The 15,236-nt window shown below is 47.7% G+C and carries 18 protein-coding genes, 1 tRNA gene and 3 pseudogenes; 15 read left to right on the top strand and 7 right to left on the bottom strand.

All coding sequences use genetic code 11. The features are described 5' to 3' along the window. Positions 1 to 65 precede the first annotated feature (65 nt). The 3 genes from ACQ86N_RS26515 to ACQ86N_RS26505 are packed head-to-tail and all read left to right on the top strand — an operon-like array spanning position 66 to position 685. Positions 66 to 425 (top strand): DUF6934 family protein, encoded by a 360-nt coding sequence (locus tag ACQ86N_RS26515; RefSeq protein WP_431209679.1) that lies wholly within the window; start codon positions 66 to 68, stop codon positions 423 to 425. After that, the gene (locus ACQ86N_RS26510) at positions 382 to 513 is read left to right on the top strand and encodes a hypothetical protein (RefSeq protein WP_431209678.1); all 132 of its coding nucleotides are present in this window, start codon (positions 382 to 384) and stop codon (positions 511 to 513) included. The genes ACQ86N_RS26515 and ACQ86N_RS26510 overlap by 44 nt, the downstream gene beginning before the upstream one ends. A gap of 10 nt (positions 514 to 523) precedes the next feature. Beyond that, positions 524 to 685 (top strand): hypothetical protein, encoded by a 162-nt coding sequence (locus ACQ86N_RS26505; protein ID WP_431209677.1) that lies wholly within the window; start codon positions 524 to 526, stop codon positions 683 to 685. Between the two features lie 78 nt (positions 686 to 763). Here the strand turns inward: ACQ86N_RS26505 and pelA are convergent. The 3 genes and pseudogenes from pelA to ACQ86N_RS26490 all read right to left on the bottom strand — a co-directional run bounded on the left by pelA (position 764) and on the right by ACQ86N_RS26490 (position 2,491). Further along, positions 764 to 1,515, bottom strand: a pseudogene (gene pelA / locus ACQ86N_RS26500) (pectate lyase). Then, positions 1,512 to 1,886 carry a pectate lyase gene (locus tag ACQ86N_RS26495; protein ID WP_431217607.1) on the bottom strand — a complete coding sequence of 125 codons (375 nt, stop codon included), beginning with the start codon at positions 1,884 to 1,886 and terminating at the stop codon, positions 1,512 to 1,514. Before ACQ86N_RS26495 ends, pelA begins: the two are co-directional and overlap by 4 nt. A 128-nt stretch (positions 1,887 to 2,014) precedes the next feature. Further along, positions 2,015 to 2,491 carry a lysophospholipid acyltransferase family protein gene (locus ACQ86N_RS26490; protein ID WP_431217606.1) on the bottom strand — a complete coding sequence of 159 codons (477 nt, stop codon included), beginning with the start codon at positions 2,489 to 2,491 and terminating at the stop codon, positions 2,015 to 2,017. Positions 2,492 to 2,531: 40 nt separating this feature from the next. Here ACQ86N_RS26490 and ACQ86N_RS26485 point away from each other — a divergent pair, with 40 nt between their 5' ends. After that, positions 2,532 to 2,768: a hypothetical protein gene (locus ACQ86N_RS26485; protein WP_431209676.1), complete on the top strand. Its 237-nt coding sequence runs from the start codon at positions 2,532 to 2,534 to the stop codon at positions 2,766 to 2,768. Positions 2,769 to 2,808: 40 nt separating this feature from the next. On the opposite strand, the gene ACQ86N_RS26480 is transcribed toward ACQ86N_RS26485, so the two are convergent. Together ACQ86N_RS26480 and ACQ86N_RS26475 are read right to left on the bottom strand one after the other, a co-directional pair. Further along, on the bottom strand, positions 2,809 to 3,273 hold the full coding sequence (locus ACQ86N_RS26480; RefSeq protein WP_431209675.1) for a uracil-DNA glycosylase: 465 nt from the start codon (positions 3,271 to 3,273) through the stop codon (positions 2,809 to 2,811). Positions 3,274 to 3,342: 69 nt separating this feature from the next. Further along, entirely contained in the window at positions 3,343 to 3,477 is a 135-nt protein-coding gene (locus ACQ86N_RS26475; protein WP_431209674.1) for a hypothetical protein, read from the bottom strand. 148 nt (positions 3,478 to 3,625) lie between these two features. On the opposite strand from ACQ86N_RS26475, the gene ACQ86N_RS26470 reads away from it, so the two are divergent. From ACQ86N_RS26470 to ACQ86N_RS26425, 10 genes and pseudogenes are all read left to right on the top strand, one after another. Continuing rightward, a tRNA-Arg gene (locus ACQ86N_RS26470) sits at positions 3,626 to 3,699 on the top strand. A gap of 233 nt (positions 3,700 to 3,932) precedes the next feature. After that, positions 3,933 to 5,282, top strand: coding sequence for a phage integrase SAM-like domain-containing protein (locus ACQ86N_RS26465; RefSeq protein WP_431209673.1), 1,350 nt, complete (start codon positions 3,933 to 3,935; stop codon positions 5,280 to 5,282). Positions 5,283 to 5,308: 26 nt separating this feature from the next. Continuing rightward, the gene (locus tag ACQ86N_RS26460; RefSeq protein ID WP_431209672.1) at positions 5,309 to 5,461 is read left to right on the top strand and encodes a DUF1016 N-terminal domain-containing protein; all 153 of its coding nucleotides are present in this window, start codon (positions 5,309 to 5,311) and stop codon (positions 5,459 to 5,461) included. Positions 5,462 to 5,476: 15 nt separating this feature from the next. Then, positions 5,477 to 6,351: pseudogene (locus ACQ86N_RS26455) on the top strand (PDDEXK nuclease domain-containing protein); the annotation flags it as partial. 660 nt (positions 6,352 to 7,011) lie between these two features. Further along, positions 7,012 to 7,917 carry a hypothetical protein gene (locus ACQ86N_RS26450; RefSeq protein ID WP_431209671.1) on the top strand — a complete coding sequence of 302 codons (906 nt, stop codon included), beginning with the start codon at positions 7,012 to 7,014 and terminating at the stop codon, positions 7,915 to 7,917. A gap of 191 nt (positions 7,918 to 8,108) precedes the next feature. After that, a complete protein-coding gene (locus tag ACQ86N_RS26445) occupies positions 8,109 to 8,543 on the top strand; it encodes a hypothetical protein (RefSeq protein ID WP_431209670.1) in 435 nt (144 codons plus the stop codon). 324 nt (positions 8,544 to 8,867) lie between these two features. Further along, positions 8,868 to 9,209: a hypothetical protein gene (locus ACQ86N_RS26440; RefSeq protein ID WP_431209669.1), complete on the top strand. Its 342-nt coding sequence runs from the start codon at positions 8,868 to 8,870 to the stop codon at positions 9,207 to 9,209. Between the two features lie 849 nt (positions 9,210 to 10,058). Next, positions 10,059 to 10,439: a hypothetical protein gene (locus ACQ86N_RS26435; protein ID WP_431209668.1), complete on the top strand. Its 381-nt coding sequence runs from the start codon at positions 10,059 to 10,061 to the stop codon at positions 10,437 to 10,439. A gap of 513 nt (positions 10,440 to 10,952) precedes the next feature. Next, positions 10,953 to 11,873, top strand: coding sequence for a hypothetical protein (locus tag ACQ86N_RS26430; RefSeq protein WP_431209667.1), 921 nt, complete (start codon positions 10,953 to 10,955; stop codon positions 11,871 to 11,873). Positions 11,874 to 11,896: 23 nt separating this feature from the next. Continuing rightward, positions 11,897 to 12,970: pseudogene (locus ACQ86N_RS26425) on the top strand (IS3 family transposase); the annotation flags it as partial. A 1,274-nt stretch (positions 12,971 to 14,244) separates the two neighbouring features. Here the strand turns inward: ACQ86N_RS26425 and ACQ86N_RS26420 are convergent. Together ACQ86N_RS26420 and ACQ86N_RS26415 are read right to left on the bottom strand one after the other, a co-directional pair. Next, a complete protein-coding gene (locus ACQ86N_RS26420) occupies positions 14,245 to 14,415 on the bottom strand; it encodes a hypothetical protein (RefSeq protein WP_431209666.1) in 171 nt (56 codons plus the stop codon). A gap of 43 nt (positions 14,416 to 14,458) precedes the next feature. Beyond that, positions 14,459 to 14,638, bottom strand: a complete 180-nt coding sequence (locus ACQ86N_RS26415; RefSeq protein ID WP_431209665.1) for a hypothetical protein — start codon at positions 14,636 to 14,638, stop codon at positions 14,459 to 14,461. 125 nt (positions 14,639 to 14,763) lie between these two features. Here ACQ86N_RS26415 and ACQ86N_RS26410 point away from each other — a divergent pair, with 125 nt between their 5' ends. Beyond that, positions 14,764 to 15,219, top strand: coding sequence for a hypothetical protein (locus tag ACQ86N_RS26410; RefSeq protein WP_431209664.1), 456 nt, complete (start codon positions 14,764 to 14,766; stop codon positions 15,217 to 15,219). The last annotated feature ends 17 nt before the right edge of the window (positions 15,220 to 15,236 follow it).

Raw genomic sequence — 15,236 nt, 5'->3', positions numbered from 1 at the left:
ACTAATGAATATTGGGGGAGACCTTGAAAGGTTTTGTAGTTTTGGGTAGAATAATTGGTTGCTCTATGAAATACGAGGTGTACACGGAGATTGAGGTTAGCTTTGATTTCAATATCTTCAATTTTATTAGCTTTGGAAAAAAGGGGAAAATTTTAAAGAGGGTGGCTTTCAGCAAAACCGAGAGAGAGGAGGTGCATAACCTTGCATTTGGTGATGTTGATGAAGACGACGAGATGGATGACTATGCTGTTACCGACAATGGCGATCGGAATAAAGTTCTTGCTACTATTGCGACTATTGTTGAAGCGTATACTAAGAGATTTCCCAGTGCGATGGATATTTTTCAGGGGGAGTACGGAAGAAAGAACCCGGTTGTATCGAATGGCGGTGAGTATACATCTGGAGGAGTTGTCAACTTTGTATGAGATTTGGGCCTATAGGCATGACCAACTGGTGATGTTTGTTAAAAATATGGAAATCAAGGCGTTTCTTATTAAGAGAAAAGTTTCATAAATTTACGGTAGTGAAAAAGGTTATCAAACATAAGAGTGAATTGACGGGCGCGGAGGTTAATTTTACCGTCAGCGAGAAGCTCAATAAGCTGAGTGGAAAGGTTTTGGCGCCGAAAAAATTGGCGGATGCCAATAAGCTTCTGAGGAAGTTGAAGACTCCTCTTCCTGAGTAATTTTCCGAGTTTTATTGGTTTTTTTGAGGTCCCGGGCCTGTTGGTCGGGGAAGTGCGTGTTTATGGGGGAACGGATGCCTACGGGGCAGGCGCCCATTTGCGCTGCCATTCGGGGTAGATGTCCAGTACGCGCTGGGGCGCATAGGTATACCATCCATAGCCATCGCGTCTTTCCCGGTCGACCTCTGCCAGGGAGTAGACCACTTTGCTGTCCCGGTTGCAGAAGAGGGGTCTGTGGGTCTTTAGTTCGTAATATCTTGTCCAGATGGGTGGAGCGGCGGAATCGACGACTACGATCCGGTCCGAGGTGGACACGCGGAAGGGCGTGACCATTTTGGGTGCGGATATGCGCTGGATGCGGGTATTGTAGATGCGGGAGTCGCGGAACCAGACGACCGCATTTTCTATGGCGGCTATGATCTTTTTGTCGGGATGGTCGATGTCCATCAGGAAGATGACGATGCCGGCACTCTCGCCGTTGCAGATGGAAGGCGGCTCGAATTTTCGGGCCCAGGCAGGCTCGAGGGTCACCTCATCGTGCTGCTGGCACCAGGCGGTAGGCTTGCCGTCGTCGACGATCTGCGATTTGAGGATGCAGTCGAGGCCTTTTGCGTAGGCGGTTGCCAGCTGTTGTCTTTTTCTTCGCTGACAAAATCGTATTCGGGTTTTTTGTCCTTTATATCTTTCAGCAGGTGCATGATGCCCTCGAAGACGCCGTCGTTGAATGTGATGTGACGGCTGTAGCCTTCTTCCAGCGGATAGTACTGGGGCCAGCCTCCGTTGCTGTACTGGGATTTGACGATGAAATCGAGGCCTTTTTCCGCGGCTATCCTGTATTTGTTCTCCTTTGTAGCGGCGTAGATGGTGGCCGGGCCGCGATCTGGGTATAGGTGCTGCCGTTGTCGTAGGTGGTATTGGTGGCAGCTTTTGCTGCGGCGACGCTGTCTTTCTGGGCTTCGGTCAGTATGGCGAAGATGTCGTAGTTCTTTGGCCAGCCGCCATTGTATTTTTGGAACAGGAGGATGTTGTCGCCGATATTTTTGATGTCGGTCGGCTGGTATCTGGGCCTGTCGGGCAGCGCGTTGATGATATTGTGTTTGTCGAAGATGGCATACCAGTGGCCGGCGTTGTCGGCGAAGGGTTGGGGATCGATGCGGGGCTGCTTTTGGGCGGCAAGTGTGAGGGGGAGCAGGGCAAGCAAGCAGGCTGCTTTTAGCAGAGGACGGCGTGATCTCATAGGTCAATGCTACGAAAAGATGGGCTGGGGCTGGGATTTATTTGCGCAATCGTTGCCGGCGGTCGAGTGGGGTGGCCCCGGGGGATATGGGGTTAGGCGTTGGCGGAATAGTAGTCGCGCATGATTACGAATACCCGTTGTTTTAGGGTTTCGACGGTGTCGTTTGGCTGTGGGGTGATCGGGTCGAGGAAGTGCATTGCCGGGGGGTGGGGACGGAAGTAGAATGTTTTGCCGGGGGGCATGATCTTGCGGCTGTTGAAGATGACGCCGGGCATGATGGGCTTGCCGGTATTGAGGGCGAGGCGGAAGGCGCCGTCGTGGAAGGATTTGAGCGGTTCGGAAGTTTTGTTGCGGGTGCCTTCGGGGTAGATGCACATATGAAGGCCCATATCGAGGGCCTCTTTCATTTTTGCAAAGCTCTCGCGGCGGCTGGCTTCGCTGCTGCGGTCGACGAGGACGCTGCCGGTGCGGTAGAAGGTGCCGAAGACGGGGATCTTTGCCATCTCGATCTTCGCGATGGTTTTGTTGCCGGGGCCCGGTATTCCCGGTGTTGTGATGGGGACGTCGATGAGTGCGTTGTGGTTGCATACGACGATGTAGGGCTGGCCTTTGACGAATTTTTTCCTTTCCTTTTATGCGCAGTGGGGTTCCGGCCAGGGGCAGGAATACGGCCATCCATACCCGCGCGAGGGACGTGAACCGGATGGTTTTCTTAGGATCGGGTTGGGGATAGGCGAACAGGAGGAAGGGGATCATGAAGATCAGCATGGTGGTGATGAAGATCAGGATGACCCAGACGGCCCAGATGCGGGCGAAGATGTTCCAGAAGGTATTTTTGATGGATGACATGGTAGTTGTTTGTTTCCGGATTTGGGCCTGGGGCCTGTTATAGCGCCCAGTCGATGGGGTCGATGCCGTTGCTCATCAGCCAGGTGTTGGCTTTGGAAAAGTGCTTGCACCCGAAGAATCCCTTGTCGGCGGAGAAGGGAGAGGGGTGGGCGGCTTTCAGGACCAGGTGTTTGGTGGCGTCGACCAGGACTTGTTTTTCCTGCGCAAATTTACCCCAGAGCAGGAATACTACGTTCTCTTTGAGGGCCGAAACTTTGGAGATTACGGCGTCGGTGAACTCTGCCCAGCCAATTTTGGCGTGGCTCATGGGTTCATTGGCGCGAACGGTCAGCGAGGCGTTGAGCAGGAGGACGCCCTGTTCTGCCCAGTGGGTGAGGTCGCCGTGTTTGGGGATCGCCATGCCGACGTCGTTGTGGAGCTCCTTAAATATATTGATCAGGAGGGGGAGGGGGGATGCCTTTCTGGACGGAGAAGCTGAGGCCGTGGGCCTGTCCCGGGCCATGGTAGGGGTCCTGTCCCAGGATAACGATCTTGACGTCTTCGAAGGCAGTGGTATTAAATGCGTTAAAGATCAGCCCGCCGGGGGGTAGATGGTCTGACCGCTGATCTTTTCCGTTTTTAGATGGGTGGCTATTTGGAGAAAGTAGGGTTTGTTGAACTCCTGTTTCAGTGCCGCTTTCCAACTGTCTTCGATCTTTACGTCCATAGATAGTGGTTTTACCGCGCCGCGGGGCGGTGGTTGTGGGGGCCGAAGATAATTAAAAGCGTTGAGCGTAAAAGGGTTTGGGGGTTGGGGGATTTTTTTATTTTTGCCGCCGTTTCGGAGGCGAAGCCGCCACCGTCGTGAAGCATATGACCCGGTAGCTCAGCTGAATAGAGCTCCTGCCTTCTAAGCAGGCGGTCGTGGGTTTGAATCCCGCCCGGGTCACAACAGGCACTCCCAAAGAGTGTCTGTTCTTTTTTGATGAATGATTCGATTGTGAATCATCCTTGAAAATGAACTTTTTAGCCTCAACTCAGTACAATTCACTTCAACTCATCCGGTGGCCGATTCAGTGGCCTTTTCGGTGCCCTAATTGTGAGGGCCACTTAAGGGCCACTAAAAATGTTTGAATCCAACAGTTCGCACAGGGAAGATTTTTATCCTTAAAATCTTTCAGTATGTATGTTCAGCAATCCTGCTCTCTTCTTTTCTTTCCGAAACGCAACGAGATCAACCGGCGGACGGGTATGGTGCCCATTTATGCCCGTCTGATGATCGATGGTCAGACGGCGGACCGCGCGGTTAAGGATGTCCGGGTACTGCCGGAACACTGGAACACAGAGGCCAAGCAGGTTACTGCCGATTCCCCGAAAGCCAAAGCTTCCAACAAAAAACTGGCGACGGTCCTGACGGATGTCTTCCGGGCGATCGATCTGGTGCAGGCCCGGGCCGGTACCGCTACTCCCGATGCGGCATGGGCACTGCTGGAAGCCCCGCGGGAAGTACCCAGTAAGACCCAGCTTGAAAAGAAAGTCAATCTCGACTTCTCCCTCCGGCTGGACCAACCGGTGAAAGAATACGTCGTCTTCCGGAAGCGAAAGGCCAAAGCCTATGAGTTTACCCCCGAATTGCCTCCCCTTCGGACTGCTCAGTTCGAAGAAACGGAAGAGGCCCTGAACCGTCGGATCGATCAGCTGGATAAAGAAGGCCATCCCCTTTTTGACGACAAGGCCCGGACCAAAACGGTTGTCCTGGCCATGGACGAACACCTGCTGCATTTTATGAAGCTGGTCAAAGCCGGCCATCGCAGCTTTACCACCCTGGAGAAAATGCTGGGCCGTAAAGGCCGGCTGGTGGAATTTATCACGGACCGGTACAGGCAGGACGACCTGCCGCTGGCCGGCCTGGAATACCGGTTTATTGAACTGCTGGAAACGCACTGCATGACCAGACACCAGATGGTCCAGAATACGGCCAGCAAGTACACGTCCACGTTTAAAGACATCATGACCCGGGCAGTCGCCAATGGGGGGATGCCGGCGAATATTTTTGAGGGCTTTCAGTGTTCGTATGAAAAAACCAACCGGGAGTGGCTCACCCGGGAGGAGATGAACTGGCTGCTGCGGGAGGGGCGTATAATGGTTCACAGCCAGCGGAGGACCGCAGAGCGGGTATTGGAGCTGGAAGCCGGGCAGGTCTATGAACTGATGGATTACTTGGCGGTTACCCGTAAGAAATTGTTGCAGGGCTATGGAGAAACATCGGATGTGCTTTTTTTACAGCACCATAAGGCTGCCAATTTTTACGGGGTCACGGCCACGTTGCTAAAGCACCTGCGAAAGATCAACGGTGCGGTGAAGAATTTGGATCAGATCAGGGGCTCTGTTATTACCCATTGGGTAAGGACATATGACCTGCGAAAAGCCCAGTACATGGCCGGTCACCGGTATGTTAGCTCGACGGAGGATTACAAGCAACAGTTGCTGGATGAGCTGCAAGGGGATGTACAAAAGTTCCACCCATTGTGAATGACGAAATCGATAATTTTATACGTATGGCAAAGCAGGAAATCAGTAAGGCATACCAGTCTTTTTTTGCTGGGATAAAGCAAAAGGTTCACCAGTCACAGCATCAGGCTATGCGGCAGGTCAACAGTGCATTGATCGGCTTGTATTGGCAGATAGGGCAGGATATTGCTGAAAAGTAGCAGCGGTATAAATGGGGAAAATCGGTTGTAGAAAAGCTGGCGGTGGACTTACAACACGAGTTCCCCGGCATGCAGGGGTGGTCGGTGGCAAATTTGTGGCGGATGCGCAAATTTTACCTTACCTACCGGGATGATGCAAAACTCGCACGACTCGTGCGAGAAATAGGTTGGGGGCATAATGTGGCGATCTTTGAGAAAGTAAAGCAGGAAATAGTACGGCATTTTTACGTAGCCATGTGCAGGCATTACGGATGGACAAGAGACCTACTAGTTCATCACATCGATACAGAGCTGCATAAAAAGTATGCCATGAATCAGACCAATTTTAAGGCGTTGTTACCGGAAGAGAAGCAAAAAAGGGCGTTGTTGTCTGTGAAGGATGAATATCAGTTCGATTTTTTGGAATTAGGAGAAGAATATAAAGAGCGGGAGCTGGAGTTGGCGCTGGTAAAAAATATCCGCCGCTTTTTACTGGAAATGGGCGGAGACTTTACATTTATAGCCAATCAATATCGGGTAGAGGTGAATGGAGAAGAGTTTTTATTGACATACTGCTTTATCACCGGAAATTAAAATCGTTGGTGGCTCTGGAATTAAAAGCCGGAAGGTTCAAGCCGGAGTATGCCGGTAAAATGCAGTTTTACTTGTCGGTGCTGGACGATAAGGTAAAACATGAAGATGAGAACCCTTCTATCGGGATCATCATTTACAGGACAAAAGACAGAATGCTGGTGGAGTATACGCTACGAACAGTAAACAGTCCGATAGGGGTAGCCTCTTATGAAGTGACAAATCTCTGCCCGAGGGATATGAAGAAATACCTGCCTTCTCCCAAAGAGCTGGAAGAACGATTACTACATTTTATTGAAGCGATCCAGACCGGAGAATAACCACCAGGAAAGCCCATACTGGTAAGCAGGAAAAGAGGTGGGCAGTCTTCGCCCCTGTCCTCTAAAACCCCGCCGAGGCGCCATCCCCGAACCCCACGCTACCGTACCTGTCATGGTTTTACCCCTGCTGCTGCGAAGATCGCCCTCCGCGGCTTCCTCTGCCGGCTAGGTCCGTCAGCGCCGCTCCTCCATTTTTGTCCGCCACCTGCCGGCGGCCGGCCGCTTAACTAATAACCCGGCCTCCGTTACCACTCCGGCCTAACACCAAGGTCTACCGCGGGTAGGGACCCGGCGTCCTCCTTCCGTCGGACTTCCTCCGTGTCCCACGTCCGGCCGCATGGCGGGCGGTGGCGGGAAGGCCCAGGAACAAGCGGCCGCCGGCGATGGGCAGCGGGATAAATCCGAGCCATAGTAACGCCGTTCGCTACTCCGTCCGCCCGCCATAAAAGCCGGGCTGCAGTCTGACGATTATAAGGTCTCTATGGGGCTTTTATAGCAGCAGCCGGAGTGATTGTCCCTCCTGTTGCCATAAGGCCGTAAAACGGCGCTAATAAGCTCTGTCTGTTCTTTGCTGAATCCCCTGCGTAGGGGATTTTTTTATTAGCGGGCAAGGAGGACAAACAGCAAGCGGGCGGAAGGTATAAAAAGCCTGTTCTACAGTTGAACGGTGATCCTGGGGACTGCCGTGCTTTTATACCTTCTGCCGGCTCTGGCAACGGCGTTGTTGCAGTTGGTTTATGTTCTACCGGTGATCGCCGGCGCCCGCCTGTAGGCAGGAAATACCACCTTTTTTATGTACAAAAAGTATTAAATTTTCATGATATGCGTTATCGCGGAATATTACTGGTGATAATTAACATTTTTGCGGCGAGTACTTTGGTAAAAGGACAATCCTATAATATTAAGTCTCTTGAGGGGCGGCCAGCGACAATAAATTTTCACTATATTCCGGCAACGGATTCAAGTGACGGATCGTTCTTCATTAATTTTTTGAAGGACACACTTTATCTATACGATTACCTTGCTATCGACACTGTGAAGTTACTGAATGAGGCCTTTCTAGATATTGAATACGCAAGAAGGGGTGGTTCTAATGAGGGATTTAGCAAACAGTTATTGCTATGTGTATCCGAAGGTAAGCTTTGTCCGGCGCTACATGTGGATTCGTATACGAATTGGGACAATAGAAATGCGTATCAACTAAAAAACGCTAGCGAGTATTTGCTCTTCAAATTGGGGGTGACGTTGTCGGGCAATAATTCTGATTCGTATAAGCTTAAATTGAATATTCATAATGAATACTCTGGTCACTTGAAATCCAAGGCAAATTACAAGTACGACCGAACTAAGTTCCTGTTGTTTGATAAACAATCTAAGGCCTTTTATAGTGGGTATGAACAACTGACAGGCGATTATACGTTTTGTGACTTGAAGGAAAAAATAAAATTGAAGAAGTATATAAAAAGCAAAATTCCCGTTGTTGAAATCGAAAAAGAAAAATACTATTTTATCAATGGGAACTGGTATATAAGAGATAAGAGTAATTTTTTCTCGATGAAGTTATAAAATTAGACGAACTGCGAATGCATCGCGTAATTCATAAATTGTGAAATGTTTCCCAGGGGTTCTACGATGTCCGTTACAGGTCGGTCTACCGGTGCAGGAAGGTGGCGAAGGATGATAGTGCTTTGACGCAGCGCTGCAGGAATTTGTTGCCAGGCATCCGACTATAGGCACTCTATTCGCCTCCTTTAGAAATGATAATTGCAAAGAGCAGTATTCCATCAAAAGTATGGGGCTACGAATATCCTATGGCGTACACCACTTTTTACAAAATTGATGCTAACAGTGTAACTGTCAAGTATATTAGTGGGATTGAGAATGAGAAAGATAGTGTTTTAATGCAAAGACTCCTAAAGGAGAGTGAGTGCAAAATGGTTTTGAATTTTCTTTCATCACACAATGTCGAGCGCTTTAAGGTTAAATATAGCAATCCGATGGTTGATGACGGAGATCGAAAAAGGGTGGTGTTTACTGTTAAGGGTAAATCCAAAACTGTTGAAATAGCAAATTTTTATCAGAAGGACATGGGCGAATTATTTAGTGTTCTTAATAATGAAATATCGGATATTCTTTCTGGGAAATTTACGAGAATTAATGACGAAACTAAATCTGCAGGAGAGAATAAATAATGGTTGTATCTTTCAGGTAAAAGGCTGCCGTAGCAGGCTAATCAGTCCTCGGTCGCCGATGACTCATGCAAATTTGCGACTATAAAATGGGAGAATGCGCATAGTTTTTAAGTGGTGGTGGAACATCGAATTTTATCACTTTTTTGACGAACAACGGTATTGTCCGGCCAACATAGCAATTTGGGAATATTGGTGATCTCCCAGTGACGAGCCGTTTTCAGAAGGCTCACCGAACAGGAAGGCTGGTGCTCGGGAGGCATCGATATTCTCCAGGGGCTATATTTCAAGGGGTCACGGCCTGCATACCCTAAAAGAGAATAGAAATTGAAACTTGATTTTGACGATTTAATCATTGATCTTGAAGCAAAGCTTGGCAAGAATAAATCCGACAAGGGTTTATTGATAGAAGAAAGCTTTATATTGTGGTATGCGTTGGTCGAAGACATGCCTTGCAACGAATTTAACGAGATAGATTTGCAGAACTTACTGACGAGGAATGTTGGAATTTATCAAGGCTCTTTTAGCGAGGATGCGGATTTTAGCTTTATCATTGGGTGGATGACAAACATTGCATCCTGGTATTTGGATCCTTTGTTAAACGAGCAAGATGGAACTGGATTGCTACTGGAGGCTTATAGACGTGATCCTCGGGAACAGCTTGTTTAGTGGGCGGTTCGAAAAGAATTGAAATTGGGAGAGCTCGATATTGTTAGTTTGAGAACAGATATTGAGCTTCGGTATGAGCAGTTTTATAGTTATGGATTGCTACTTAAGGAGTATTTTTTGGAAATAATAGACGCCCCGCAGCTTTAGTGCTTAAAATAACGCGTCAGCTCTGTAGCCTTCGCAGATAATATGCCCTGAGTTCATTTTCCAGAAAAATCGGATAAAAAGTCCGTCGATATTGATGCGCCACGATTACCCCTGTTTATAACTCGGCAGGAGATATCACAATTGGTTTGAAGGCTCCGATTGCAATTGCAGCACCGTTGACTTCTGGCGGCACCAAATCTCAAACTCCAACCAAAACATTGCCTACCCTTACGCATAATGTGTATGAAAATGGGGGCTGGGATTTAACTAAAATGAAGCTGGCAGACCTTAAAATACGGCGTAGCGAGTATGACATATGATACATTTGGGGGAGGGTGATAGAAGACCCGATAGCCAATTGGAGTATATGAGGGCAAGATACCCCATGATTATGGTAAGACGGCTTACCCTGACGTATTTCACATATAAACCTTCAGCACAAGCGTTTGAAACTGGAATGGTTGGATTGTATAAATTGCGAAATGGTGGTCAATCTCCAACTGAGCAAAAATTGCCATTTTGATATACGGAACTTATGTTAGATCAACTGTACATCGTTTTTGAAAATAGTGAATTTGATTCATTTCCCTTAAAGCATATTCAGTACAATATCCTCAAGCGCATAAGGCAATTGAAATACGTGAGCTGCAATACCATGTACCCGATGGTTTTCCCAGGGCCAATGGTAGTTTTGACGAAGCGATGATGCGCCTGGGTGGTTCCCTCAAAGGCGTAGACCGTCAGGGGGCTCATGTGCCCGGCACCGCACTTTGGCTAAAACTGAACGTCATGGGGGACGGGACTACCCTTGAAATCAAAAAGCGCGACCTGCCCGTTTACATCAACATCTTCTGCCTTGATGGTACCGATGCGCCCAGACTATTGAACGTGGTGCAGGGTCAGTATGATCTCCACTCCCTCGGGGTAGCGAAGCGTCCCACCATCGGTACCTGGATTCATTCCATACCCGTAGGCCACCACCTGCTCCGGGAGAACGAAGTCCTCCTCTGCCAGAAGCTGACCGTGGCATTCTTCTGGGCGACTTATGCCCAACGCATGAAGAAGCAAAACCCGCTGAATTGAGTCCGCCGACGTAAGGCCAGGTAGGAAAATCCTTCCAATTAGTCCTCAAAGATTCGGGGACGCCGGTTACTGCCGGTCATCTCTGTACGTGAACGCCGTTTCGCAATGGGACCCGTCCGCATTTGTTCTTGTGCGTGTTCCGATGCTGGATGAGGCGTTTTACTGTGAATTTTGTGGATGTGGTAGGCTGGCCCATAACTGTTATGGGGATATTTACGCTTCTCGGCAATTTAGGGAAAGCTGAACCGGCGTCTGCTGTACTGTCTTGCTGGTCTATAGGTTTAGGCCGAATTGTTGGAAAACCTTTCAACGTGCGAGGGCTAATTTTTCTGTGCCAGCAATATTAGGATTGATCCGGCCACAAGGAAAGCGGCCCCCAACCAACGTGAAAGCTGTTTGTATCGCTCCGGTGAAACTTTTGCTGGAGAATATCTGTCTCCTCCCAAATCCCTTTGCGTTCTAGTGGGGATTTAATGTAAATTTATAAGCTGCAATATAAGCGGGAATAAACGTATGGGAAAATACTTACAAGATGTGATGTATCGTTTGCATGTAGCTGACAGGAACCTCTCCCTTTTTGAACGACAGATAAAATTGATAAAGTCAATCAAGTTAGTGGAGACACTGTTCAATTTTTACTTGCCGAAGAAAATTGAAATTGGCAATAATATTTGGCGCCTCACAGTCTATTTAACATCAGATAAGAATTTGGATGGAAAAACGGAGGAGGTTGGCTTGGTTCAGGCCAGTTATATTTTTTATGACTTTGACCATTTGTTGCATCTGGCACGAATTGACCAAAAGAGAATGCTAACGGAGGTGTTATCAAAAGGTATACAATCATGTTGCGCTGTACATTGCTCTCCATTTGAACCATTTGAAAGCATCTCGCACAAATTACTTGCAGACAAAGTAGAATTCAGCGATTATTACAAGGAAAGAAAAATTAGTCCGGACAAAATGCATATAGCTCAAATGAAAGTTCATCTGTCCGAGGAGGAGGGACAGCTTTCAGTTACAGTATTTGACAGAGGCGGCACAATTGTAAAATCAATCGCTGTTGGAGAATTTCAGTTCGGAATATTTGATAGGATTCAATGGATGGATAACCGGACACTTAACGTTTATCATATTAATGCCATCCAGTCGTATAGGAGGAAAAAAGTGGCGCTAGACTACTTCTCCATCAACATAGGAACGGAAATCGTCACCTATCATCCGGTAACGAGAGAAAGTATATTTGACTATGGCGTTAAACTTTTAACAGAAACCACCGAGTACGAAGTTGCTTTTAAACTTATAAACCAGGCAAAGGCATTGGGAGACGGAAAAGCAGAAAATATTTTACAAAACTTAGCAATAGATCCGGGACAGAGAGATAATGTCGGCTCCCCCGAACTCCGGCCACAAGAATTAGAGTTACCAATTGAATGAATTGTTAACTTTAAACTTGAATTATGAAACGCAAACAATTTACAGAAAGTCAGATTGTGTCAGCCCTGAAGCAGCAGGAAGGGGGCATTTCCGTGAAGGATATCGCCCGGGATCTGGGGATTAGCGAAGCTACCTTTTACAATTGGAAGTCGAAGTACGGCGGCATGGAAGTCTCTGATGTTAAACGGCTGAAGGACACTGGAGGCCGAGCATGCCGAGTTGAAGAAGATGTATGCCGAGCTTAGCATCGAGAACCGGGCCATGAAAAACCTAATCGAAAAAAAGCTATAACGCCTGCGGAGAAACGGGACGCGGTTGGTTACCTGGTTGAACAGGAGCAACTGAGTGTTCGCAAGGCGTGCAAGATCGTAGCCATCCCCAGAAGCACCTACGAATATAAATCCATGCCCAAAGATGATGTACCGGTCCAGGAGGCGCTAACGGCGTTGACAGAAAAGCATGTTGACATTGGGTTTTGGCAATCCTATCATCGATTAAGGAATAAAGGGTTTATGTGGAATCATAAGCGGATATACAGGGTTTATACAGAGATGAGGCTGAATATCCGCAGAAGGGCTAAAAGGCGGCTACCAGCCCGAATCCGGGAAGCGTTATTCCTTCCGGAAGGGCCTAACGAGGTCTGGAGCATCGACTTCATGAGCGATGCCCTGGTAGACGGTCGAAAGTTCCGGGTATTGAACATCATAGACGATTTTAACCGGGAATCATTGGCTATTGAGGTAGATACCTCCCTGCCAAGCCGACGAGTTATCCGGGTGTTGGAAAGGATCATCGCACGCCGCGGCAAACCGGCCTGCTTGCGGACAGATAACGGGCCAGAATTTATCAGTCATTTGCTCCAGGAATGGTGCGAGGCTAATGGAATCAGGCTAGTCTATATCCAGCCGGGAAAGCCAACCCAGAACGCTTACATAGAGCGTAAAAACGGAACCATGCGCCGTGGACTGTTGAACGCCTACTTGTTTTACAGTCTGCCGGAAGTCCGGATGATGGCTGAAGAATGGCAGCTGGATTATAACACTGAGCGCCCGCATAAATCACTGGGGTATTTATCACCAGTCAAATATGCTGAACAGTATTACCAACGCCAGGTATTACAGGTGAAGCTTTATCCACAAACGGCGAACGGAAATCCTTTCACAATTGAAGAGAGCCGGTTAGTGGATAAAATGGTTGAAAAACAAACCGAAAACTCTAAGTGACGGTGGCGTAGTTTTAAGGGAAGCTTACAATAAGGCTATATTATTGCGGACACCAAAGCGGCGCTGAATGCGTCAGGTTAACGCCTTCGGAATAGTGCATAAATTCGCTACGCTCAGTCGATCCTTCACATAATCCAACACTTGAAGAGATCAGCAAAGACAGCCCCGCCTATCTGGTCCCAGACTTTGAAGAAGCTCCAGACATCGAAAAAGCTATAGATAAATATCTGAAAAGTAACTTTGAAGGCATCTTCCTCAATGAACTTTACAGCCTGGTACACCGACCCCAAAATGTTCCCTAATTGACATACCCATTGTTCCAGCCGTGGTTCGACATATCCATTCACACCATGCTTTCTGATACCGTAAGCAATTCGATCACAAAAGAATAAAGTAACAATCCCATAACGGTACTTTGCCGGAGGCATACGCCAACAGCACAGAGTCGAAAGACACCCGAATACTTAATTTTGATTTAAGTAAAGCGCTTTTAGAAGATGAAGATGGTCGTCGTTATTGAGTAAGACTGGGATTGACATTGCGTTGTTGCAAGCAACGAAGTTAGGCTCAATAATATTAGTCTATGCATCATAATGGAATCGGCATTGCAAAATATGAAGCTGTTTGTCTTTTACTGCATAAACCGTTACTATCCGTTGATCCGCCTTCTGCAGATAAAGTATGTCAACATACGTCTGCACGGGGGCGACCACGGGAATTAGATCTCCAGGCACAAAATGAAATTGAGAATTCGAATAATGTGATGAAAGCGACTACGATAAGGTGACCGATGCTGATATTCAAGACTATATAATACACCTCGAAAGACAACACAAAAGTCGTGGAAAGAAGTCCAAGAAATAGCCGTCACGCTACTAACTGAACTTACTATGCAAAAAGCCCCGCAATAACGGGGCTGCACTAATCAAATACCATTAACCATTAAACCTTATCCTATGAAAGCCAAGATATGAATTATTTCATATGAGTGATTTTTTTCTTTGAACTAAATGTTTCCACGGGGGGCAGAAAAGATGACTTACCGCGGCCTGATTGCGGTCTCGGGTGATATTGATCCGCCTTCCCGTCAGCCCATCCTACGCTGAATTTCCAAGACAACAAATTTCCGCCCAAGAATAAGCCGCGACTCAGTAGGCGAACCGGCCTCGGGATATATCCTTCCATGGAATGTCGACGTCGTATCCCAAGGTCGTAAGAATGTCCCGCAGGTTTTGTCCCTGCCGGGCCCCGGGCCAGGCTGCTATTGCCTTTTCCCGGATGGTCAGAGAGTCGTCCGGCACCATCGACGCCTCGGTCACGGAATATACTTTTCCCAACCCGTGACAGGCAGTGCAGGCGCCTTCAGGTGTATTGGAGAGAAAGATTCGGCATATACGATGGGCTACCCCTTCGGGTAGTCGCCCGCGCGCGAGTGACGATCGCATCCCTCGGTATCCGAGGACTGATGTTCTTAAGATTGCGCTCACGGCCGCCCTTTACAGTAACGAAACCCGCATCGGGATGGCTGATTCTCTGCGTCATAACAGATTTACTTCAAATCATATGCCTATAATCCTCTGAGGTACACCAGTCGTTAAATACAAAAACCATACGACACAATAAATGATTAAAATTATCGATTAACTATCTAAACCACCAAAAAGCCTATGTCAAAATACAAATCATCTTTTAGCTTTTTCATTATACTTGCCTGCATTCTGATATTTTCTCAAAAAGTAGCTCTTGGAGGCGAACTAACCCCGGCTGCCAGCCTATCTTTTAACAGTGCACCATCTGATACGATCCCCGGCAAATGTCCCATGAATGACGAAATCGAGAAGATCATCGGTGAAGCTATTTCGCTCGGTGCTCCGGCCTACAATGCCGGGATGCATATGGCCTGCTACCGGATTTACGAATGGGCCTCTTATAAGATACTTTATGAATACGGAAAGGACTGTTTAGAAATTACTAAGATGCTAAAGACTGCTATTGATAAATCTCATGGCGATTATTCTGATACTGAAAAAGCCTGGATTATGCGGGTGGCATTCGATAAGATACTGGGACAACCTACACAGACGGCTGACCCTCAAAAAAGAACAAATAGTAGAAATGGTTAGTTAAAGCTGGGATGAAA

The organism is Puia sp. P3 (genome assembly GCF_050632245.1).
Classification (GTDB): Bacteria; Bacteroidota; Bacteroidia; order Chitinophagales; family Chitinophagaceae; genus Puia.
The sequence above is the reverse complement of the archived record's forward strand: the minus strand, read 5'-3'. Positions and strand labels throughout refer to the sequence as shown.

Excerpts from the sequence above, each read along its gene's own strand:
- ACQ86N_RS26510 (WP_431209678.1), top strand. The coding sequence starts at position 382 with ATGGCGGTGAGTATACATCTGGAGGAGTTGTCAACTTTGTATGAGATT.
- ACQ86N_RS26480 (WP_431209675.1), bottom strand. The coding sequence starts at position 3,273 with ATGGCCCGGGACAGGCCCACGGCCTCAGCTTCTCCGTCCAGAAAGGCA.
- ACQ86N_RS26460 (WP_431209672.1), top strand. The coding sequence starts at position 5,309 with ATGGCAAAGCAGGAAATCAGTAAGGCATACCAGTCTTTTTTTGCTGGG.
- ACQ86N_RS26515 (WP_431209679.1), top strand. The coding sequence starts at position 66 with ATGAAATACGAGGTGTACACGGAGATTGAGGTTAGCTTTGATTTCAAT.
- ACQ86N_RS26430 (WP_431209667.1), top strand. The coding sequence starts at position 10,953 with ATGGGAAAATACTTACAAGATGTGATGTATCGTTTGCATGTAGCTGAC.
- ACQ86N_RS26435 (WP_431209668.1), top strand. The coding sequence starts at position 10,059 with ATGATGCGCCTGGGTGGTTCCCTCAAAGGCGTAGACCGTCAGGGGGCT.
- ACQ86N_RS26410 (WP_431209664.1), top strand. The coding sequence starts at position 14,764 with ATGTCAAAATACAAATCATCTTTTAGCTTTTTCATTATACTTGCCTGC.
- ACQ86N_RS26445 (WP_431209670.1), top strand. The coding sequence starts at position 8,109 with ATGATAATTGCAAAGAGCAGTATTCCATCAAAAGTATGGGGCTACGAA.
- ACQ86N_RS26415 (WP_431209665.1), bottom strand. The coding sequence starts at position 14,638 with ATGACGCAGAGAATCAGCCATCCCGATGCGGGTTTCGTTACTGTAAAG.
- ACQ86N_RS26465 (WP_431209673.1), top strand. The coding sequence starts at position 3,933 with ATGTATGTTCAGCAATCCTGCTCTCTTCTTTTCTTTCCGAAACGCAAC.
- ACQ86N_RS26475 (WP_431209674.1), bottom strand. The coding sequence starts at position 3,477 with ATGGACGTAAAGATCGAAGACAGTTGGAAAGCGGCACTGAAACAGGAG.